This is a genomic window from Candidatus Marimicrobium litorale (genome assembly GCF_026262645.1).
GTDB lineage: Bacteria > Pseudomonadota > Gammaproteobacteria > Pseudomonadales > Halieaceae > Marimicrobium > Marimicrobium litorale.
The window spans coordinates 3,300,796-3,322,080 of record NZ_SHNO01000001.1; the positions used below are offsets into that span (position 1 = coordinate 3,300,796).

General features: G+C 51.5%; 19 protein-coding genes. 17 read left to right on the forward strand and 2 right to left on the reverse strand.

The window, feature by feature from the left end; translation table 11 throughout:
* Positions 1–171 precede the first annotated feature (171 nt).
* From EYC82_RS14910 to EYC82_RS14990, 17 genes are all read left to right on the forward strand, one after another.
* Entirely contained in the window at positions 172–1,527 is a 1,356-nt protein-coding gene (locus EYC82_RS14910) for an arylsulfotransferase family protein (protein WP_279250337.1), read from the forward strand.
* 31 nt (positions 1,528–1,558) lie between these two features.
* Positions 1,559–1,843 (forward strand): hypothetical protein, encoded by a 285-nt coding sequence (locus EYC82_RS14915; RefSeq protein WP_279250338.1) that lies wholly within the window; start codon positions 1,559–1,561, stop codon positions 1,841–1,843.
* Positions 1,843–2,223 carry a hypothetical protein gene (locus EYC82_RS14920; protein WP_279250339.1) on the forward strand — a complete coding sequence of 127 codons (381 nt, stop codon included), beginning with the start codon at positions 1,843–1,845 and terminating at the stop codon, positions 2,221–2,223. Before EYC82_RS14915 ends, EYC82_RS14920 begins: the two co-directional genes overlap by 1 nt.
* Complete coding sequence (locus tag EYC82_RS14925) at positions 2,210–3,256, forward strand: sulfotransferase (RefSeq protein ID WP_279250340.1); 1,047 nt, start codon at positions 2,210–2,212, stop codon at positions 3,254–3,256. The genes EYC82_RS14920 and EYC82_RS14925 overlap by 14 nt, the downstream gene beginning before the upstream one ends.
* Positions 3,257–3,339: 83 nt before the next feature.
* Entirely contained in the window at positions 3,340–4,797 is a 1,458-nt protein-coding gene (betB, locus tag EYC82_RS14930; protein WP_279250341.1) for a betaine-aldehyde dehydrogenase, read from the forward strand.
* Between the two features lie 55 nt (positions 4,798–4,852).
* Complete coding sequence (gene betA / locus EYC82_RS14935; RefSeq protein WP_279250342.1) at positions 4,853–6,541, forward strand: choline dehydrogenase; 1,689 nt, start codon at positions 4,853–4,855, stop codon at positions 6,539–6,541.
* Between the two features lie 25 nt (positions 6,542–6,566).
* Positions 6,567–7,706 (forward strand): BCCT family transporter, encoded by a 1,140-nt coding sequence (locus EYC82_RS14940; protein WP_279250343.1) that lies wholly within the window; start codon positions 6,567–6,569, stop codon positions 7,704–7,706.
* A gap of 500 nt (positions 7,707–8,206) precedes the next feature.
* The gene (locus EYC82_RS14945) at positions 8,207–9,232 is read left to right on the forward strand and encodes a cytochrome ubiquinol oxidase subunit II (RefSeq protein ID WP_279250344.1); all 1,026 of its coding nucleotides are present in this window, start codon (positions 8,207–8,209) and stop codon (positions 9,230–9,232) included.
* Positions 9,229–11,334, forward strand: coding sequence for a cbb3-type cytochrome c oxidase subunit I (locus EYC82_RS14950; protein WP_279250345.1), 2,106 nt, complete (start codon positions 9,229–9,231; stop codon positions 11,332–11,334). The genes EYC82_RS14945 and EYC82_RS14950 overlap by 4 nt, the downstream gene beginning before the upstream one ends.
* Complete coding sequence (locus tag EYC82_RS14955) at positions 11,331–11,960, forward strand: cytochrome c oxidase subunit 3 (RefSeq protein ID WP_279250346.1); 630 nt, start codon at positions 11,331–11,333, stop codon at positions 11,958–11,960. The genes EYC82_RS14950 and EYC82_RS14955 overlap by 4 nt, the downstream gene beginning before the upstream one ends.
* Positions 11,960–12,271, forward strand: a complete 312-nt coding sequence (gene cyoD, locus EYC82_RS14960) for a cytochrome o ubiquinol oxidase subunit IV (protein ID WP_279250347.1) — start codon at positions 11,960–11,962, stop codon at positions 12,269–12,271. The genes EYC82_RS14955 and cyoD overlap by 1 nt, the downstream gene beginning before the upstream one ends.
* 207 nt (positions 12,272–12,478) lie before the next feature.
* Positions 12,479–13,777 carry an NAD(P)/FAD-dependent oxidoreductase gene (locus tag EYC82_RS14965; RefSeq protein WP_279250348.1) on the forward strand — a complete coding sequence of 433 codons (1,299 nt, stop codon included), beginning with the start codon at positions 12,479–12,481 and terminating at the stop codon, positions 13,775–13,777.
* Between the two features lie 552 nt (positions 13,778–14,329).
* Complete coding sequence (locus EYC82_RS14970) at positions 14,330–14,791, forward strand: DUF4124 domain-containing protein (RefSeq protein WP_279250349.1); 462 nt, start codon at positions 14,330–14,332, stop codon at positions 14,789–14,791.
* 248 nt (positions 14,792–15,039) lie between these two features.
* Positions 15,040–16,176 (forward strand): phosphatidylinositol-specific phospholipase C1-like protein, encoded by a 1,137-nt coding sequence (locus EYC82_RS14975; RefSeq protein ID WP_279250350.1) that lies wholly within the window; start codon positions 15,040–15,042, stop codon positions 16,174–16,176.
* 36 nt (positions 16,177–16,212) lie between these two features.
* The gene (locus EYC82_RS14980) at positions 16,213–17,526 is read left to right on the forward strand and encodes an MFS transporter (protein WP_279250351.1); all 1,314 of its coding nucleotides are present in this window, start codon (positions 16,213–16,215) and stop codon (positions 17,524–17,526) included.
* Between the two features lie 235 nt (positions 17,527–17,761).
* A complete protein-coding gene (locus EYC82_RS14985; RefSeq protein WP_279250352.1) occupies positions 17,762–19,006 on the forward strand; it encodes a sulfatase-like hydrolase/transferase in 1,245 nt (414 codons plus the stop codon).
* An 86-nt stretch (positions 19,007–19,092) separates the two neighbouring features.
* Entirely contained in the window at positions 19,093–19,632 is a 540-nt protein-coding gene (locus tag EYC82_RS14990) for an SRPBCC domain-containing protein (RefSeq protein WP_279250353.1), read from the forward strand.
* 182 nt (positions 19,633–19,814) lie between these two features.
* Here the strand turns inward: EYC82_RS14990 and EYC82_RS14995 are convergent, their stop codons facing one another.
* Complete coding sequence (locus tag EYC82_RS14995) at positions 19,815–20,126, reverse strand: TFIIB-type zinc ribbon-containing protein (protein WP_279250354.1); 312 nt, start codon at positions 20,124–20,126, stop codon at positions 19,815–19,817.
* A 25-nt stretch (positions 20,127–20,151) separates the two neighbouring features.
* The gene (locus tag EYC82_RS15000; protein ID WP_279250355.1) at positions 20,152–21,285 is read right to left on the reverse strand and encodes a ligand-gated ion channel; all 1,134 of its coding nucleotides are present in this window, start codon (positions 21,283–21,285) and stop codon (positions 20,152–20,154) included.

The window sequence follows — 21,285 nt, forward strand, 5'->3', positions numbered from 1 at the left end:
AGAAGCGTGCACAGTGGGCAGCGGCGTGATCAGGGTATTGTAGCGAAGGTTCCCTCGCGCCTTGTCTCGATATCCCAACAAGTCAAAACAGCATTTACACTTGGTTTACTTGGCAAGCCGTCCAAAATATACTCCAGTACAAGTTGCTATAAGAAAAGAAAGATCACACCAATGACAGGGATGCAGCGCATATCAGCTCTATACCTACTCGTTCTGCTTGTGGCAGTTTACGGTTTTTTGGTGGGTCGTTTTAACGTTTTCCCATCTGAGTATATTGAGCCATTGATTGAGGACTTATCCAGTTTCACAAAAGGCGATGAAATGGAGCTTGAGTCCTCTCCTTTACAGAAACTGACAAACGATCTCGGTCTCAGTTTTGGACGCTGGTTTTATTCCTATCCCGCTATTGCAGCGGCCAACACCGCGCCGCTGGACTATGCAGTTGAAATCGATAGCGGCATAGAGCCCGTTGTGTATGTCAACGAGGCACATCGGAGTGGATATCGCGTTATCGTGGGTATCGTCGATCTGCCCGATAGCTTTTGGGGTGCTCTATTGCTCAATCCCAACGGTGAAGTGATCCATGCTTGGAAGTTGTCTACGCAGGCTATCACCGGCTCAAAGGTGACCGATCGAATAAAAAATCTTTATGGCCTGCACGTGTTCAAAGATGGCAGTGTTATCTTCAATATGCAGGAGCAGGGGGGTGGTATCGTCAAGGTCGACGCCTGTAGCGATGTTGTCTGGACTTTGCCGGGGAGTTTTCATCATACCGTCACCCCGGATGAGAGGGGAAATTTTTGGAGTTTTACAGGCGGGCAGAGTGATTTCGACCAGAACATGGTTTTAGTTAACCAGGATACCGGTAAGATCGTCAGTACAATTGATATGGCGGAGGTGCGGAGGAAGAACCCTAATTTACGAATCTGGGATTTGTATCCGCTTGCCATGGCACCTCGTGCTGATGTCAGGCACCAGCGCAATCTGACCCACGGTAACGACATAGAGCCGCTGCCCATCGCCCTCGCAGCACAGTTTCCTCAGTTCGAAGCCGGCGATCTGATAGTGAGTTACGCCACGACAAATCTGGTGTTTGTTCTCGACCCGGATACACTGGTGGTGAAGTGGTGGCGAGTAGGCGCAGGAGACTTGCAGCACGATGTCGACTGGGAGCCGAATGGCAAGATTACATTGTTCAATAATAACTCGCGACGACTTTTTGACCTGTCGTCGGATATCGTTGCTATTGACCCGGCCACAATGGAATTAAGCGTTGATTTGGATGGATCTGAATACGATTTTTTTTCGGTCATCAATGGACGACAGCAGCTAACACCGTTTGACACGCGTTTTGTAACCAGCTCGACCCAGGGCTGGGCATTTGAAGTCAATGGTAATGGCGACATTGTCTTTTCTTTTGTGAACAATGTAGATGCGCAAAATAAGAACTCGGTTCATCTGTCCGAGGCACTGCGCTATCAGGAGGGCTACTTCAATGATGACTTCTGGAATACGTGTGGTGCGTAAAATCAATTCTCATTACAGGAAACATTCAGCCATGGGATTCTTCACTGTGCGCCGTATTTCTTTTGTTATGTTTCTTGTTCTGGGTGGAGCGATGCCAGCCGCTGCCTATGTGGGTCCGGGGCTGGGCGCGGGTACTCTAGGTGTTATTGTTGGCTTGGTGGGCTCTATATTGCTCGCGCTATTCGCGTTCTTCTGGTATCCAATAAAGCGAATTTTATTCAGTAGAAAGCGTGCAGAAGAGCATGATTCGAGTATAGAAAAATCTACGGTTGAGGGTGATGTACCTACCGATTCTGGTTCTTCGAGAGATGATTAATGATCTACTTGACCGTCTGCCTGCTCTGTATTCTGGGGGTCGAGCTTTTCATCCGGTTGCCCTTCCGTAGATATATCGTTGCTCTGGGGCATGTGTCTAAAAAGTCCGTCCGTGTAGTTACCTCGTCAGGAATATCTGACCATTGGAAAGAGAAAGCGCTGCAGCGCTACTCACGTGATATGGCGCTAGCGTCACTGAGGATTGGTTTTCTGCTTGTAGTGATGGGCCTATTGATAGGAATAGCGGCATACCTCTGTGATCTATTGCTTCCTTCCGGAGGGTCCATACTGGAATTCATCTCAAGTGGCTCGGGAATCAGTGTCGCCATTATTGTTTCCTGCGTGTATGTGTTTGTGAGGAACAAACTTGGCGCACCCTGATTACGGGCCGTTTGAGAAGCTCTTGCATCGGCTTGCCCTTGGCCCATCGTTTCTACGTCAGGCCACTTTCGATGTGCAGGATATGGCGTTGCGCAAGGAGGCATCGCGAGAGATTGTTGCTCCTGTATTTATCGCCGGGCTGGCTCGTTCAGGTAGTACCATACTGCTAAACACGTTGCATGAGACAGGTGCGTTCCGGTCTCTTACCTACCGCGACATGCCCTTTGTGCTCATGCCGGGAGTTTGGTCTGGGATGTCACGTGCGTCGCGTCGTCAGGGGCAGGCACAGGAGCGCGCGCATGGTGACAGGTTGATGGTTGAGTACGACAGTCCTGAGGCTTTCGAAGAGGTTTTCTGGCGCACTTTCGCAGGCGTTGATTATGTGCAGCCGAATGCCGTAATTGCGCATGCGCCGAGTGCAGAGGCCCGTCGTAACTTTCCCAAGTTCATAAGACATGTTTTGGCGAGTGACCCCGCGCCTGTAGCACGAAGATATCTTTCGAAGAACAACAACAATTTACTCAGGCTGCCAACATTGCGCAGTATTTTTCCGAATGCGCATATTTTGATTCCTTTTCGCAGCCCACTGCAGCATGCGCTGTCTCTGCTTCGTCAGCATAAGAAATTCTGCCAGATTCACAATGAGGATCGCTTTTCCATGCAGTACATGGACTGGTTGGGGCACTGGGAGTTTGGCCTGCAACATAAGCAATATCGGTTTAGTGATGAGCGGGGCGTCTGGCGTCCCGACGACGTTAACTACTGGCTGCACACGTGGCTAGGCGCTCATCAGTATGCGATTGAGCGCGATACTGAGCAGCCGCTTTATTTGTGTTACGAGACCATATGTGAGTCTGAAGGGGCGATCTTGAATGCACTTTTTGCGCGCCTTGGTGTTACGGTGGAGGAAAATGTTAACGGTAAGATATACCAGGCGGCAGAGCAGCGGGAACACAGTGCGGTGGATCCCGAACTCCTCGCGCGATGCGAATCAGTATATGCTGAACTTCAGGCTATTCAGTTCAGGGCCTAATAGGGAATAAATAACTGCATGGTGCAGGTGTAGGGTCGTGACGAGTTTTCGTCACCGATGTAGCTTCTAAACTGGATATAAATATGCAATTGCCCGAGCAAAAGCTCTATATCGGCGGCTATGCCAGTGCAACCTCTGGTGAGACGTTTAACACCCTCAACCCGGCAACGGGAGAGGTTTTGTGTGCAGTGCAGCGAGCCAACTTGCAGGATCTTGACAGGGCGGTGGCCTCCGCGAGGGATGGCTTTGAGATCTGGTCGAGCATGGACGCCATGCAGCGTAGCCGTATCCTTTTGCGTGCAGTGCAATTGCTGCGCGATCGCAATCGTGAGTTGGCTGAGCTGGAAGTCATGGATACGGGTAAGCCTATACAGGAGGCGGAAGTCGTAGACGTGGCGTCTGGCGCGGATTGCATCGAATATTTTGCCCATGTAGCGACTACCATCCGCGGCCATCAGGTGAACTTGCCTGGGGCGCTTGGCTACACACGCAGGGAGCCGCTGGGGGTCTGTGCGGGCATTGGCGCGTGGAACTATCCTATCCAGATTGCCTGTTGGAAAGCAGCAATGGCGCTTGCCTGCGGTAACTCGCTAGTCTACAAACCGTCGAGCCTTACGCCACTGAGCTGCCTGAAGCTGGCGGAGATTCTCAGCGAGGCGGGGGTGCCCGACGGGGTATTTAACGTTGTCTTTGGCGATGCGGATATTGGCCGAGGTATGTCTCAACACCCAGGCATCGATAAAGTATCGCTGACGGGCTCGACGACGACAGGCAAGAAGGTAATGGCTGACGCGGCAGGCACGCTAAAGCATATCTCCATGGAACTAGGCGGTAAATCCCCGCTGATTATTTTTGACGACGCTCACCTCGATAATGCTGTGTCTGCGGCTATGCTGGCGAATTTCTACACTCAGGGTGAAATCTGCACGAATGGGACGCGAGTCTTTGTCGCGGCGAAAATCCATGAGGCGTTTGTGGACGCGCTGTTGGCGCGCACCGCGAAGATGAAGATCGGCGATCCGATGGACCCGGAGACTCAGGTGGGCTCTCTCATCTCACTCTCTCACAGAGACAGGGTTCTCGATTATATTGAACAGGGCAAGGCTGCGGGTGCTAGCCTGAGATGTGGCGGTAAGTGCCCATCAGGCTCAGCCCTTGCCAGGGGCGCATTTGTTGAGCCTACGGTGTTCACGGACTGCACTGACGATATGGTGATCGCGCAGGAAGAAATTTTTGGGCCCGTCATGTCGGTTTTTCGATTCAGCGATGAAGAAGAGGTTATTCGCAGAGCAAACGCTACCGACTACGGTCTGGCGGCAGGGGTATTCACCCAAAATCTCGCCAGGGGGCATCGGGTTATTGCTCAGTTGCAGGCGGGTACCTGCTGGATCAACACCTACAACATCACGCCAGTCGATATGCCTATTGGCGGTTATAAACAGTCTGGGCTGGGGCGTGAAAATGGGCCCACAGCCATCGATCATTATACCCAGTTAAAAAGTGTGTATGTCGAGTTGGGCGATGTAGACTGCCCCTACTAGCGCGGTATTACGCAGGTTGCTGCCGAGACAAATAGCATAAGTTCAGGGAGCATTGATGCCCGTTAGGGAATACGATTACATCATTGTTGGAGCGGGCTCCGCAGGCTGCGTGCTCGCAAACCGTCTCAGCAGCGACGGTAATTATTCGGTCCTGCTACTCGAGGCAGGCGGTAGTGACGCTAACCTGTTCATTCGCATGCCCAGCGCCCTGTCGTATCCGATGAATAATAAGCGATTCAACTGGTTTTTCGAATCTGGCCCGGAGCCGGGCCTTGACGGGCGGCGCCTTCACTGTCCGAGGGGAAAGGTACTGGGTGGCTCCTCCTCTATCAATGGCATGGTCTACGTGCGCGGGCATGCTTGCGATTTCGATGAGTGGGCGGCACAGGGAGCGAAGGGCTGGGGCTATCGGCATTGTCTACCCTATTTCAGGCGAAGCGAGGCATGGGTAGGCGGCGCTGATACCTATCGCGGCGGTGACGGCCCGCTTGTCACAGGTGCGGGCAATGCTGGCAGACTCAATCCACTTTACCAGGCCTTCATTGATGCCGGTGTCGAGGCAGGTTATCCCCGCACGCAGAATAGCAACGGGGCTCGTCAGGAAGGTTTCGGCCCAATGGATATGACCGTGAAAAATGGCATGCGGTGCTCGGCATCAACCGCTTATCTGCACCCTGTCCGTAAACGCCCCAACCTGACTCTTATCAGTGGAGCGTTTACATATCGGGTACTGATTGAGGATAGTTGTGCGATTGGAGTGGAATTCGAAAGTGACGGCCGGCGTCAGCGAGCAAGAGCCCGCCGGGAGGTCATCTCCTGTGCTGGCGCCATTGGCTCACCTATGCTACTGCAACAGTCCGGTATCGGGCCTGCAGCTGTTCTGGACGATGCCGATATTTCTGTAGTGCATGAATTGCCCGGCGTCGGTGAAAACCTGCAGGACCATCTTGAAGTGTATTTCCAGTTCCACTGCAGGCAACCGATCACGCTTAATAGCAAACTTGGGCTCGTGGGTAAGGGATTGATCGGCGCGCGATGGTTGCTGTCGAGGGATGGCCTGGGTGCGACCAATCACTTTGAATCCTGTGCCTTTATCCGCTCCAATGCCGGCGTACGATGGCCCGACATCCAGTATCACTTTTTGCCGGCGGCGATGCGTTATGACGGCACGGCCAGCTTTGCCGGGCACGGCTTTCAGGTGCATGTTGGGCCAAATAAGCCCCGCAGTCGCGGGCATGTGCGTGTTATTACCAATGACCCGAGGGATAAACCGAGCATACAGTTTAACTATCTGCAGCATGACCGTGATCGCGCCGATTGGCGCCAATGTATCAGGCTAACCCGCGAAATCATGAATCAGCCGGCCATGGACCCCTACCGCGGAGAGGAGATTCAGCCGGGTGTTGCGATACATGATGACGCCGCCATAGACCAATGGGTCAGGGAGAACGTGGAGAGCGCCTACCACCCGTCCTGCAGTTGCAGAATGGGAGCAGAGGATGATCCTATGGCGGTCGTCGACAGTGATTGCAGGGTACGAGGAATAAATAATCTGCGCGTGATCGATGCCTCCATCATGCCTACCATCACCAACGGAAATTTGAACGCACCAACAATTATGATCGCCGAAAAAGCCAGCGACATCATTCTCGGCAAAAAAATTCTGCCAGACAGCGAAGCAGACCCATGGATAGACCCGCAATGGCAGAGACGACAGCGAACTGATTCTCCCAAGCGATCCTAACCTTGACTAACGCGCAGGACCACCGATGAACGCCATATTGGTAATTGCTATCGCCGCTACGCTGCTAACGTCCCTGCTTATCGCAGTGCGCTGGGGGTCGACCGTTTGCCAGGGGTCGATGCCTAGTTCCCTGTTTGCCTTCAGTGCTATCTTGTTCACCTCCGGTTTGGACGTGGGACTAATCATGTTTCCGCTGACCGAATTTCCAGTTTATGCAGAGGAGGCGGCCTACCAGTTTGCGAACCCTCTGGCGATAGAATTTGGTATGTGGGGCTTTCTGGTGTGGGCCTTTTATTTTCTCACTACGTTTTATTTTTGTCGTATCGAGCCGCGCCTGCAGCTGTTTGAAATCCCGATCATCAAATTCGTTAACAACTTTGTGGTGATAGCGACCTGTGCTTTTACCGGCTTTCTGTTCCTGAGCTACTTGCCCAGCTACGTTGAGGGTATATCTCCGATAGCGCAATATAGCCTCGTATTTCTAGTTGTTATATGCGCCGTTTTTTCTAGTACAGATATCCGATATGTGAAAGTACTCAGCATCGCATCGACCTGGCTTTTCTTCGCGCTGATCGCTTTTTTATGGATCAACAGTAAGATGGGGCTTATCGGTTTTCTCAACAGCTCAAGTAATCTAAGCGAGTACTTCGGTAATCTTCATCGGTTTTTGAGTCCGTTGAGCGATTACCACGCCTTCTACCTGTTCTGGTGGTTTTCCTGGAGTATTATGATCGGGCAATTTGTCTCTCGTTTCCTGAGCCCCATGAAAACCCGCAGCTTGCTTGCTGCGTTACTCATTATACCTTCGATACCTATTGCGGTCTGGTTCTCTGTGCTCTACTACTACCATACACACGACGTGGAGCTGACCAAGTCCGTCAATCTGTGTTTGGTCACGGTGGGTGTCATTTTTGTCATTAACTCACTGGACTCACTGATCCGCCTCTATACAACTAATCTTGGTATCACTGTCGAAAGGTTAGGACGCCGCAATTACGTACTGTTCAATGCCGTGGCGTTGTTGGCACTTATCCTGTTGTATCGGTTTACCCCATTCGAAATCGAATGGGTGGGTCTTGTGGTGATCGGTCTGTATGGATGTATCTATTTCCTGCTGTTCCGTCGGCGAGAAAAATTAAGTTCGGTGATGGTTGCTGATGCGTAAAAGCATTCGTAGCGAGTCGGCTGAGTAGCTGGCGCGACTGCGTCCCGTAGATTGCTTGACCTGGGGCAAATCGTTAGGCAAAGGGCATGTCTACGACCGCCAGTTCCTGCGATTTGAAGGTATTCAAGGTGGCCAATGGCATCAAAAGGGGCCGCTGTGAGCGGCAATGGCGCCAGCGTCCGTATCGAGAGTCGGGCCCCGGGGATCGATAAGTGTTCGGTGTGAGGTTCAATTATTTTTGATCTGGGAGAACACCTGATGCTCGGTCGAGAATATTGTAATCTGATGCTGGCGGTGTTCAAACAGCGAAACAGGGCGGCGGCAGGTCGATCGCTATGTTACCCAATGGTGTGAATGTGGCGCGCCTCCCTGTGTCTGGAGGCGGTCTTTGATTATAGCCGGCATTGAATGATAATGAGTCATGCGCACACCTTGTGCTCAATTTAGTAAGAAGGGTATGCTCGTACCTGTTATAAATGAACATATACGAGAAATGGTGTATGCGTTCGATAATTATGAAGAAATACTCACGCGGTACGCTCTGCTTGCTGTTAGCAGTATCCGCGGCTTCACTTTTGCTCCTCACGGGTTGCTCTGAGGTAAATAATTCATTCCTGGATCCGAAGGGGCCAATAGCAGCAGCCCAGAAAACGCATTTTATTAGTGTAACCCTCTATTCAATGATCGCTGCCGGACCAGTTTTTATACTGGTGCCGTTTATTTTGTGGCGTTATCGCTATAAAAATAAGAAAGCACGGTATACACCCAATTGGGAGTTTTCCGGTTTGCTCGACAGTATTATGTGGGGCGTACCAATCGCAATTATCATTGTCCTTTCCAGTCAGCTTTGGCACAGCACGAAAACGCTTGATCCTTATTTGCCAATCGAGTCAGATGTTCCCGCGCTGCAGATTCAAGTCGTTGGTTTGGATTGGAAATGGTTGTTCATTTATCCCGAATACGGTGTTGCCACAGTGGGAGAGCTGGCTTTCCCTGTAGACAGGCCAGTATCGATGGTGCTGACCAGTGACACCGTAATGCAATCGTTTTTGATCAGTGCGCTGGCGGGTCAGATCTATGTGATGCCGGGTATGCAGACCAAATTGCATGTGAAGGCCGATGCGCCCGGCATATTTGAGGGTGAAAATACGCAGTTCAACGGCGTTGGTTTCCCGAAACAAAAATTCAAGGCCGTTGCAGTGACGAGCAAAGAATTTGATCAGTGGGTGATGAAAGTGAGATCGGAGGGCGTAGCGTTGAGCGAGACGACGTATAAATTCATTGCGAATCGGTCGACGGCTGAAGAGGTTTACGATGCACTGGGTTCCAGTGTCATGCCGGAGAATATCACCTATTTCAATAAGGTTTCATCAAGTCTTTATGCCAACATCATTGCACGGTACCACACGGGTAGGGCAATACCCCTGAGCGAGCAGCCCGGAGGCGCACTTTACAGTGCCAAAGACCAGTCCGGGACGACTGATCCTGCTGCGGTCAAAATGCCTGACGAAGGAGTAGCACCATGAATCCAGACGGCTCTGTTGCCGGGTTGTTCGGGAGGTTATCCTGGGAATCCATACCTATCTTTCTGGCAATCCAGAATCCGACGACCAATGAAATCATTGCGGCTAGCGCCGGGATGATTGTTCTTGTGGGCATTACTGTCGTTGTTGGACTAATAACCTACTTTAAGTGGTGGGGTGTGCTTTGGAGTGAATGGCTGACTAGCGCAGACCACAAGAAGATTGGCATTATGTATGTTGTGCTTGCCTTGGTGATGATGGCGCGCGGTGTGCTTGAAGGCGCAATTATGATGGCCCAACATGCATTCGGCCTGGATGGCGGATTTTTAGCCGCTGATCATTTTGCACAGCTGTTTAGCACGCATGGCACGATCATGATTTTCTTCGTAGCAATGCCTTTAATTGCCGGCATTATCAACTACATCTTGCCACTACAGATTGGCGCCCGCGACGTGTCTTTCCCCGTCATGAACCAAATCAGCCTGGGGTTGACGGCCGCCGGCGCCGCGCTTGTCATGATCTCTTTGGTAGTAGGTGAGTTTTCCACGGGCGGTTGGCAGGGTACTCCGCCCTACACCGGCATGGCTTTCAATCCAGGTACGGGGCCTGACTACTGGATTTGGTCTGTCGGTATCGCTGGGCTGGGCTCTACCATGACGGGCATTAATTTCGCCGTTACCATCTACAAAGAGCGTGCTCCGGGCATGGATCTTTTTCGTATGCCGTTGTTCTCGTGGACAGTCCTGTGTACGGCAATCATTATGATTTTCGCCATGCCTCCACTCACGGTGGCCACAGCGACTCTGGCACTTGACCGATATCTGGATTTCCATTTTTTCACCAATGATCTCGGCGGTAATATGATGAACTACGTCAACCTCTTCTGGTTGTTCGGTCATCCGGAAGTATATCTTTTGATTCTACCTGCCTATGGCATCTTCTCTGAGCTGGTGTCTACCTTCTCTGCGAAACGGCTCTATGGGTATTCATCGTTGGTCTACGCCACGATGGTAATCGCAGTACTCAGCTTTACGGTGTGGCTGCACCATTTCTTCACCATGGGTCAGGGAGCAAACGTAAATATTGCATTCGGCATCGCCTCAATGTGTATCGCTGTGCCTACCGGCGTCAAAATATATGACTGGATGGCGACTATGTATCGAGGGCGCATCCGCATGTCTGTTCCCATGATTTATGTGACCGGGTTTTTCATGCTGTTTACGGTGGGCGGTATTACCGGTGTAATGTTAGCGAATCCAACCATCTCATTTCAGGTGCATAACACCCTGTTTCTTGTTGCACATTTTCACAACGTAATTATTCCGGGTGTCCTTTTTGGCCTTTTGGCGGGCGTAAATTACTGGTTTCCGAAAGTATTTGGCTATCGACTCAATGAAAATTGGGGCCGGGTCGCCGCGCTATTCTGGGTATTTGGATTCGCATTTACGTTCTTGCCTTTGTATGCAGTGGGACTCATGGGTATGCCGCGACGGTCAGTGACCTATGCCGATCCTACATTTGAGCCGATCCTCATGGTGTCTTTGTTCGGCGCGACATTGGTTGTTTGTGGATTGGGCTGCGTATTGGCGCAATTTTGGATCAGCTATCGTGATCGCGAGTCGACGAGAGTGCCCGTGGGTGACCCTTGGGATGGTCGTACGCTGGAGTGGTCGATGTCAGCCCCTCCGCCAGAATATAATTTTGCGATTCTGCCGCAGGTTACTGACCGGGATCATTTTGCAATGGCGAAGGAACGCGGTGAGGCGTATCCAGAGCCAGAGCCGGAGTCCTATGAAGATATTGTACTGCCGAAGAATACGTCGATAGGCATAATATTTTGCATTGCCGCTACCACGCTTAGTCTGGGTATGGTCTGGTATATATGGTGGCTGGCGCTTATTTCTGTTGCTGTCATTCCGTTAGCTTTAATTGTGCGGAGCTTTTATCTCGATACCGAGCAGGTGATACCTGCCTCCGAGATTGAGAAGGAGCATCGGCAGTGGTTGGCGGAGGTAAAGTCGGCGCAAGCAGTAACCCGTGATCTTGAGCATAGCCCAATGAATAAGGGGCTTGCCAAGCTTGAGTCGGTGGAGGCCGCGTCATGAAAGGAGAGGCGGTAAGACACCCCGGCATTAACTTGGGTGATGATCATGGAGAGGCCCACAGCGCAGCGGAGACCCTCGTTTTTGGCTTCTGGGTGTTTCTGATGAGCGACCTGATTTTATTTGGGCTCATGTTTGCAACCTACGTGACCATGCTCACTCCAAACTCATTTGCCGGTGGACCGGAACCGAAGGATGTTTTCAACCTGGGTAGCGCGTTCGCCCAAACAATTTTGCTACTGCTAAGCAGTCTTGCTATGGGGTTCGCCGGGCTTGCCTTGCGGTACAAACACTCGGTAGTGAGGATGAACGTGTGGCTGCTGATTTCGCTTTTTCTCGGAATAGGTTTTCTTGCTCTCGAGATAAATGATTTCCGTGACATGATTGAGATGGGTGCGGTGCCTAGTCGTTCAGGTTTCCTGTCTGCGTTCTTCGGACTCGTTCCTCTTCACGGGTTACATGTGACGGCCGGGTGTATCTGGATTGTGATCATGCTGGTGCAATTACGTGTATTTGGTCCCAACACGGTCGTAAAGACAAGGCTCTTGCGGCTGGGGCTTTTCTGGCATTTTCTCGATATTGTATGGATTGGGATATTTTCGATCGTCTTTTTGGGAGGTCTTGCCTGATGGACCAAGATCATCGCTTCGAACAAGCACTCAGACAATATATCATTGGTTTTGTGCTGGCCCTTGCACTGACGGGTGTCCCCTTCGCGCTGGTTGCCTGGGGTAAACTGCCCGGTTCCGTCACTCTGCTTTTTGTATTACTTTGTGGCCTGACCCAGATGGTAGTGCAATTCAGGTATTTCCTGCATATAGATTTTACGCAGCAAAAGCGTGAAGACCTCTTGCTTATACTTTTTTCGACATTGCTTCTGGCGATAATGGCAGGGGGAACTATCTGGATAATGACCAACCTTGCCCACCGCATGCATTAAGTGGATCCTCGGCGGCAACCTAGTTTAAAAAACGGGTAAATGCCGTCGATTATTGCCGCAGTTGTTTTCGAGTGTAAAAAGCTATCCAGCCCGGAAAGCACGGTGAGTGAGCTGCTACGAGTGCGATTCGCGCCTGCGTGAAGGAAGCCTTATAGTGGAAAGACTCAGAAGCGCGATAACGAAAATTTGGCCGAGGGCTTCCGTATTATGAAGATAGTGATAGTTGGTGGTGGAGCGGGTGGACTTGAGTTGGCGACCTATCTGGGCAACAAGCTGGGCCGGAAAGGGCAGGCCGACGTTATATTGATCGATCAGAATCAGACGCATCTTTGGAAACCGCTGCTGCATGAGGTCGCTGCGGGCAGTCTCGACGCGGAAGTTGACTCATTAAGCTACCGCGCACATGCCGCGGCGCACGGCTTCGTCTTTAAGCTTGGACGTTTTGAAAACGTAGACAAGGTTAACCGCCGCATCGCGCTTGCACAGGTAATGGATGAAGACGGGGTTGAGGTGCTGCCTCCGCGGAGTGAGTCCTACGATCAACTGGTCATTGCTATCGGCAGTAGTTGTAATGATTTCGACACGCCCGGTGTGGCTCAGTACTCGCAGTTTTTAGAGCAATCCCAGCAGGCTCAGAAATTTCATCGGCAGCTGGTCAATTATTTCGTCAAGCTTAACCGAAGCCTGATTGATGATCCGGATAAAATCCTGAGTATTGTCATTGTAGGTGGAGGGGCTACTGGTGTTGAGTTGTCAGCCGAGCTGTTCAATGCCCGGCAGTTGTTCGCCCTCTACGGTCTGGAGCGAGTGACGCCGGAACATATGCGGGTGACCTTGTTAGAGGCAGGCCCAAGGTTGGTGCCTGCTCTGGCGGAGGAGGTATCTGAGAGCGTAAGAGCCGAATTGATAAAGCTGGGCGCTGATATCCGTCTGGATACCAGGGTAGCAAAAGCGGAGAAAAACGCCTTCGTTACTGCCAGTGGAGAGATTATAGAAGCCGATTTGATGCTTTGGGCGGCGGGTGTAAAAGTGCCGGACTTTGTTGCCGAAATTGAAGGGCTTGAGACGAATCGAATCAATCAGATACTGGTGGGACCAACGATGCAGGCCACCACGGACGACTCAATTTTTGTCATTGGCGACTGTGCCGGTTTCGAGCTCGATGATGGCCACTGGGTGCCGCCCCGAGCGCAATCGGCTCATCAAATGGCTGACGTGGTGGGCAAGAATATTATCAGGGGCATGAAAGGCAAGCCGCTGAAGAACTTTACGTATCGTGATCACGGGTCTCTGGTCTCGCTGAGTCAGTATACGGCTATAGGCGTATTAATGGGCAACTTCGGTAGCGGGCAAAGCCTGAATGTGCGTGGCTGGGTTGCGAGGATGGCCTATATATCGCTCTATCGACTGCATCAGATTGCGTTGCATGGGTGGTTTAAAGCGTCTCTGTTGGTCGTTGCCGATAAGATCAACCACATAGTGAAGCCGCGTTTAAAACTGCATTAGGTTTAGCTGTTATACAGGCGCTTGCGCTGTGTCGTTGCTGACTGCAGCGGACGGGCAATAGCGGCAATGAGCGCATCGCCTGCTGTTATGCCCTGGATCAGCCGCAATAGGGCAACAAACCTGCCGCAGTGGTCTTATAAGTGGGCAGCCGGCCTTGGCACCGCCATTAGGGCAATCGGCCACTGGAGCCGACAGATACGCCCTGATCGATAGGCAATATGGCAAAAAATACCCCCCCCGTGAGGTCGCATCAGCGATCCCGCCGCTAAGATCCCGTGGATTTGTATAAGTGCCACCATTGGCGCTTCTTTGCTGGAAAAAGCGGGCTCACAATCGGTGCGAGGAAACCGAAAACGGCGAAATCGTGGCACTCAACGACGCTTCCAACCGTGCCATAGACTCACGATGGATTGGGCAGGCTGCGTCGCTGCCGCAGTCTCTATGCTGGCGCCATCGCGAAAATCGAGCTTTCCTGCGGCGAATGGAGTAATTCGCACGACATGACAAAATAGCGCTATGATCAGGGTTGGATATAATACCGGAGACAAGACAATGAAGATTTTGATAACACTCCCTGCGTGCTGTGTAGCGCTGGCATTGAGCTGGGCTGTGCAGGCAGAGATATATGAAAGCACTAACGCTCAGGGCAACCCGGTCTTTACCGATACGCCGACTGCAGGAGCTGAAAAAGTTGATCTACCACAGGAAAATATCGCTGACGCCGTAAGAATGGCTCCACAGCCTGAGCCCGTCGACGCATCAGCGACCCCTGTTGCTGCGCTCCCAGAGCCTACTGTAAGACCTGAGGAATCAGAGAATGTGGCTGTTATTCCAAATACGCGCAATGAAGAATTAGAAAGAGGTGTTGCGGCTGACATGCCTCGCGAAGTGGGTGACATTCCCAGCGAAGAAGAAATGCAACGGCGTGAGGACGCTATGAGCGGCCAATATATAGATGAAAATGGTAATAGAGTGCGTGTAGAACATCGCGGTCATGCAGGTGGGCGTCGCTAGAAGCGCAAATGAGCATAAAGTAGGCAAGCGACAGTCAGTTCATTCGCGACAAAAATCGACTGACACGTGAGCTGGCTATTAGTCACTGCCACGTAACAACTTCGCGTGAGTGTAATGAAATGAACGTAAACAAGTGCCAAAACGATAGTCTCGAGATCGTCGCTGGTACGGTGTGGGTTTGTTGTCCGGTAAATTTGGGCCAGGGAATATCACACATACCACCATCTTTAAAGAAGAGGGGCTAGCAGATGAAGCGTTTGAGGGTTTGGGCAGGAATTACAGGCTTCTGCGTACTGTGTGCTGTGCTAAGCGGTTGCAGTGATAGCAGTGATAACGGTAATAGTGGCATCGAATCCTCCGTAGCAATGAATCAGGTTCAATACCTGGGCACACACAATAGTTATAAGCAGTTACTGCGGCGAGACCTGTTTGAGATTCTTACCAGCGTCGTTCCAGATGTTGCGAGGACTTTGGACTACGGGCATCCGCCACTTGCAGAACAGTTTACGTCGCAAGGTATACGCCAAATTGAACTAGACGTTTTTTACGATCCGAAGGGAGGCCTCTATTCGAATCGGCAGGCGCTGGTTTTGGTGGGCGAAGAGCCGGCATCAGGTATTCCTGCACTGAATGAGCCTGGATTGAAGGTTCTGCATGTACAGGAAATCGACTACGAGACATCGTGCTATACCTTTGTAGCCTGTCTCAAGGAGATCAGGAACTGGTCAAACGATAACCCGGGTCATCTGCCCATACTGGTCTTGGTCGAGGCGAAAGATGCTGTGATTGACGACCCCCTTGGTCTTGGTTTCGCCATTCCTCTGGCATTCGATGCTGCCGCGCTTGACGCCATTGATGATGAGGTTTTGTCGGTTTTCAGTGCGGAGAGCCTTATTACCCCTGACTGGGTCAGGGGGCAGCGAGCGACCCTGGAAGAGGCGATTCTAGCCGATGGCTGGCCAAGCCTTGGTCAGGCCAGAGGTCGCGTCATGTTTGCACTAGACAACGGGGGTGCCACCAGAGATAACTATATTGAAGGTCACGCATCGCTGGCCGGACGAGTGTTGTTCACTGACTCCGAACCAGGTACGCCTGAGGCGGCTTTTATCAAGAAAAACGACCCTGCAGATTATACGGCGATTCAGGAACTGGTAAGGCTCAACTATATGGTGCGCGCGCGAGCGGACGCTGACACCGACCAAGCGCGCACCGGAGATACCACACGCAGGGACACGGCGCTGTTGTCAGGTGCGCAATGGATCAGCACCGATTACCCCGTGGCCGACACGCGCTTCACTGATTACAAGGTCAGTATTCCGGGAGGCAATATCGCTCGCTGCAATCCCGTGAATTTGCCCTCAGACTGTCAAGACTCGGACCTGTAATAAACAGCGAACCCCGGCGTTACTCGTATTCAGGGTATGACAAATAAAGCCGACGCTATCGTCTCCTCCAAATGGCCCTTTGATGTACGCCGCATGCCTTTTTACTACGGCTGGGCCATTTGGCTATGCAGCACTGTAGGTATCCTTGTCTCGATACCCGGTCAAACTATGGGCATGGCTGTTTTCACGGACCACTTCATTGACGCATTTGGACTGAGCCGTACGCAGCTGTCACTGGCCTACCTCGTCGGTACGGTGGGGTCATCCCTTTTCCTGACGCGCGCTGGGCGTTGGTACGACCGGCTAGGGGGCCGTTTGATGGTGGCGCTGTCCAGCACTCTGCTGGGCTTAATGGTCGTCTATATCGCAGTCGCAGACTCTATCGCCGCCCGTTTCGGCGGTGGCGTACTGGTTAGTTTTTCGGCGATCACCGTGGGCTATTTCGGTGTGCGCTTTCTCGGACAGGGCGTACTGACCTCTGCCTCGCGCAATGTACTATTGGTCTGGTTTGAGAAGCGGCGGGGACTTGTGACTAGTGCCAGGGGCACGTTTGTGAGCTTCGGCTTTGCGATCGCGCCGCTAGTGCTTGCGTGGATGATTGCCAATGGCGGCTGGCGAGAGGCTCTCTGGGAATTGGCGCTGATTTGCCTTTTCTTCGCCGCGATTGCGTTACTGCTGCTGCGGGACAACCCTGCATCCTGCGGTGTGCTGATAGACGGCCACAGCGATGATAATCCGCCGCCAAAAACCGTATTTAAGGCTAGTGCGACATTGGCTGAGGCACGGCGGACCCCGGTATTCTGGCTGGCGACGCTCGGCCTGAGTATGCACTCCTTGTTCGCAACCGCCGTTACTTTTCACATAGTCTCAATTTTCGCTGAAGCCGGTCGAAGTCAGACAGAGGCCTTCGCCTACTTCCTCCCCGTGGCGGTGGTGTCCACCATGAGCAACCTTCTTTGCGGTTGGCTCGCCGACACCCGCTCGCTAAAACCTTTTATGGTCACCATGCTGGCCAGTTTTCTCATCGGGGCTGTGGGCCTGCTTAACCTTGCGCAGGACTGGGGCTACGTGCTGTTGGCGGCCGGGTTTGGCTTTGGAGGAGGCCTGTGGTCTGTGACCTCCAATCTTGCCTTTATTCGCAATTTTGGACCATTGCACCTCGGCGAGATCACCGGCCTGTGTACCTCTATCATGGTTTTTGCCAGTGCTATTGGCCCTGCGCTATTCAGCGTCGGCCTGGACTTGTACGGCAGCTATGCCGCTGCACAATGGCTGTGCATTGCGCTTCTAGTGGGATTACTCGCGTTTTCCTTCTTGGTCGATCAAGAAAAACCTGAACACCGCCGCTAGAGGGGCGGGAAATCAGCTCAACAGCCTTCAAATCGTATGTAAGTGATCAATAGTGAGGTTCACACGCAAAAAAACTTCACCTTACATATAATCGCCGAAAAAAAGCACACAAGCACAATCCTGCTGCTTGGCGACAACGGTGCTTCATGCGGAGTCTGTTTTTTTCAGGTGCGCCCCATGGCAGAAAGGTTTTCGTTCTATAATACGCTAAACGCGATTTTCGAGGATGTCGCTAATGATTTTGCGTGTAGTGAAAATCTTATGGGAAATATCTCTCCTGATGGTGCTGTTCGGGCTTGGTGCATGTGACGTCAATCCTGGTACCGAGAGTAGATTTGCTGTCCCGGCCGACATGGCTCAGACAACGGAGGAGCAAGATGATCAGCAGCCGCGATACAATATCCTGCTAATTTTGGCTGACGATCTGGGCTATGACCATTACGGTTTTGCGGGCCACCCGGTCGTGAAAACTCCTTCAATCGATGCGCTGTCGAACAGGTCGATTCGCTTTCCCGCCGCTTATGTATCCAGCGTCTGCCGTCCGACGTTTGCGACCCTGCTTACGGGCTTGCCAGAGCACCGACATGGAACTACCTATATCGGTGGGCCACAGTTGGGTGATTTTCTCACTATCGCTGATCGTCTCACCACAGTGGGTTATCGAAGCTTTCAGGCGGGTAAGTTTTGGGAGGGGCCGCAGGCCCGTCATGGATTTACGGACAGCGCGCCGCTAGGGGGGGCCACCGGAAACAAAAAAATTGGGCGGGTCACGATCGAACCCGTGGTTAGGTTTATGCATGATACCAGTGCGCCTTGGTTTGTCTGGTTTAGCCCACATATGCCGCACTCCCCGCACAACGCGCCAGACAGGCATAAAGCCTCTTATCGCGATGCTGAGTTGGATGACGCTACTTTAGATTACTTTGCGATGATCTCATGGTTTGACGAGGTGGTCGGGGAGCTGCTTCGAGAAGTCGACGAAGATACAGTGATTTTATATATGGCGGATAATGGTTTTGTACAGTCGGATTGGCCGGAGGTGCCAGAGGAAAAGAGTAAGGGGTCGTCTTATGAGCGCGGTATCAGAACCCAGCTTCTCATATATCATCCAGAATACGAGGCTGTTGTGAGAACAGAGCTATCGCAGGCGGTGGACGTCACCGCTACAATTTTGGCAATAGCCGGTGCAGATTATTCAGGTTTACCTGGAAGGGATCTCCTTGTGCCATACTCGGCAGAGGAGCCTGCCTTCGGCAGTCGTTCGTCAATATTTGCAACAGATGGAAGAGAGAGCGTTCTGGAGGAAAGGTGGATACGCGTCGGCGACTGGAAGCTGGTTGATATCGAAAATAGTGACAGCGATCGACTACATAATCTCAGTCTCGATCCCGATGAAAAATCGAATTATATCGTCAGGCCAGAACATGCATCTATATTGGCTCAACTACGATTAGAGCTCGAAAAAAAATGGAGGGAGTAGTGTGCTAGAGACAATGACAGCACTTGCGCGCTTATTGAAACACTCGATTTGAAGTATCAGCCACCACGATCAAGGTAGCCAATGTCGTGAAACTCAAGCTCTTACTGCCCATTATTCTCGTTGCCGCGCTCCTGTTTGAGATATTGCATTTTTTGGGGTCGGCTCGTGTTGCGCCGTTGTATACCATCCATACGAGCATAGCTTTGCCAGCTAATCTACCAGACAGCTGGAACGTGCTGACAGATTTCGCGGAGTATCCAAATTGGAACCCCTACCTGACTCGAGTCGAAGGACGTTTTTTAGTTGGCGAAAAAGTGTTCTTTACGCTGGTCGATAAAAATTTCGCTGATCCGTTGAATCTCAGTGCTACGCTTGGCGAGGTTTCACCCAATAAGCGTTTTTTTTGGACAGGCCGGGCGGGTATACAGGGCCTCTTTGATACCAAACATGTTTTCGAATTGGTTTCTTCAAATGAGGGTGCCAGCGTGCTCCATCATTATGAGGAGTTTAGAGGTCTCATCCCGGCGATATTGCCCGACAGGGAAAGGCGCTCTGCAAATACGCGAGCAGCGTTCGAGCGCATGAATCATGCGCTGTATCTGCAATTAAAGGATCCTGACAGCTAGAGTTACGGTCTCGAAACAAATAGTCCTGACCCGGCATGGTGTTGTATTTTCTCGACTGATTTTTTCCAAGGTACGGCACGTAGAGACAGGGTTTAGGAGAATCGATTATCGACTTTCCCAAGGCGGAGTGATGATTAAGTTTAGCTGCTTCAGAAATGAAACAGCTACTGTCTCAAGAAGCGCTAGGACATACCCATGGTAAAGCTTCGAGTCATCGCCAGCATTGCGTCGGCCTGAAGGTCATCTCGCAACTTGTCCAGTTCACCTCCGTCAAGCCATACGCCATGACAACTCGGACAACGGTCTATCAGCACCATATGCGCAATTTCTTTTTGCATCACTGAATTGTCTACCGGGCAATGGCGAGCATTTTCCTCAGTGGCATCGAGAATAAGCGCCATTTCAGTAACGCAGGCGTCACAGACAGGCTTACCCTGTTCTTCGTTCCTTGTTTTTTGACCGCAGCGGTCACATTTAGGTGCGAATAAAGACATGATTTTTCTCCATTTTAAGGTGTATCTAGTAGGTTGACGTCCATGTAAGTACAGCCACGGCAGCAAATGCAGCTACAGAGACGCACTGGAAGATAAAGTCCACCTTGTCGATTCGCTCCATGGCGGCCGCTTTTTCATCGTCTTTCGCTTTAGTATAGACGTTAGTGCCCCACGTAAACAAAGCGAAAAGCCCCATCGCGATCATATAACTGCAGGCAAAAAGTTGATCGAGAAACGTAAGATAGGGCAATGACGGTAAATCGTCATGGTATGCCTGCTGCAGGAAGATCAGGGTAAGTAGTGCTGTAGATGGAATGGCTAGCCGCACATCTCCCAAGGAACCGGCCACTGCTGGCGAAAGTAAAACAACCGACATCACAATAATCAGAGGTAGAACCCAATTTACAAATGCACTCCAATAATCAGAGCGATAAATAATTTCCAGTCGCGCCTGGCTTTGCTCGGGCTGATACCACGAGCCAAACTTTGACGGATAACGGTGAATATAGCTTTTCAGCACCGCTCCTTTTAGTTGATAGCCACTGAGATCTCCAGACATGCCAAGAAAGCCATTTTGATGATGATGCGGATACAGCAATGTTTGCTCATATTTATTTGACATCTCATCGGGCGCGATCTCTGTGACAATAGGAAGTATCAGGGCATCAAAAGGGTCGCGATGAAAATTCACTTCATCGTCGTAAAAACGACTCGAGAATCGATAGCGCTGATAGTAGCGTCCAGCAGATAGAGTCACCGGTTCATCGGTAACGGGTTCAAACGTAGAGTCCCAGCTCTCAATGCGATTGACAAGGCGTATTAAACGACCCGGAGGTATACCCTTTTCCACCATCAGTCGCTGGGTTTGTGACGACCATTCGAGCCAGACATAACCGTCGGCAGAAAAGGTACGGGATTGTAGTGATAGCTCATACACTTTATCGACGTGTATCCCGTAGTACATAATCTGCTGATCGTCCCGTACCAGGGCGATATCAGCTTGAGGCTCAACAGACTCTTCGAGTTCGTCAAGGACAACGGTCCTCGGCTTTATATCTAACCCCTCCCGGGAGGTACTCAACCAGAGGCTGAACAGTGCGGTGATAATTAAGAGAATAGGCAAAAGCCGCCAAAGGACGCGTCCACTTGAGCCAGACAT

Excerpts from the sequence above, each read along its gene's own strand:
- EYC82_RS14910 (WP_279250337.1), top strand. The coding sequence starts at position 172 with ATGACAGGGATGCAGCGCATATCAGCTCTATACCTACTCGTTCTGCTT.
- EYC82_RS14915 (WP_279250338.1), top strand. The coding sequence starts at position 1,559 with ATGGGATTCTTCACTGTGCGCCGTATTTCTTTTGTTATGTTTCTTGTT.
- EYC82_RS14920 (WP_279250339.1), top strand. The coding sequence starts at position 1,843 with ATGATCTACTTGACCGTCTGCCTGCTCTGTATTCTGGGGGTCGAGCTT.
- betB (WP_279250341.1), top strand. The coding sequence starts at position 3,340 with ATGCAATTGCCCGAGCAAAAGCTCTATATCGGCGGCTATGCCAGTGCA.
- betA (WP_279250342.1), top strand. The coding sequence starts at position 4,853 with ATGCCCGTTAGGGAATACGATTACATCATTGTTGGAGCGGGCTCCGCA.
- EYC82_RS14940 (WP_279250343.1), top strand. The coding sequence starts at position 6,567 with ATGAACGCCATATTGGTAATTGCTATCGCCGCTACGCTGCTAACGTCC.
- EYC82_RS14945 (WP_279250344.1), top strand. The coding sequence starts at position 8,207 with ATGCGTTCGATAATTATGAAGAAATACTCACGCGGTACGCTCTGCTTG.
- EYC82_RS14950 (WP_279250345.1), top strand. The coding sequence starts at position 9,229 with ATGAATCCAGACGGCTCTGTTGCCGGGTTGTTCGGGAGGTTATCCTGG.
- EYC82_RS14955 (WP_279250346.1), top strand. The coding sequence starts at position 11,331 with ATGAAAGGAGAGGCGGTAAGACACCCCGGCATTAACTTGGGTGATGAT.
- cyoD (WP_279250347.1), top strand. The coding sequence starts at position 11,960 with ATGGACCAAGATCATCGCTTCGAACAAGCACTCAGACAATATATCATT.
- EYC82_RS14965 (WP_279250348.1), top strand. The coding sequence starts at position 12,479 with ATGAAGATAGTGATAGTTGGTGGTGGAGCGGGTGGACTTGAGTTGGCG.
- EYC82_RS14970 (WP_279250349.1), top strand. The coding sequence starts at position 14,330 with ATGAAGATTTTGATAACACTCCCTGCGTGCTGTGTAGCGCTGGCATTG.
- EYC82_RS14975 (WP_279250350.1), top strand. The coding sequence starts at position 15,040 with ATGAAGCGTTTGAGGGTTTGGGCAGGAATTACAGGCTTCTGCGTACTG.
- EYC82_RS14980 (WP_279250351.1), top strand. The coding sequence starts at position 16,213 with ATGACAAATAAAGCCGACGCTATCGTCTCCTCCAAATGGCCCTTTGAT.
- EYC82_RS14985 (WP_279250352.1), top strand. The coding sequence starts at position 17,762 with ATGATTTTGCGTGTAGTGAAAATCTTATGGGAAATATCTCTCCTGATG.
- EYC82_RS14995 (WP_279250354.1), bottom strand. The coding sequence starts at position 20,126 with ATGTCTTTATTCGCACCTAAATGTGACCGCTGCGGTCAAAAAACAAGG.
- EYC82_RS15000 (WP_279250355.1), bottom strand. The coding sequence starts at position 21,285 with ATGTCTGGCTCAAGTGGACGCGTCCTTTGGCGGCTTTTGCCTATTCTC.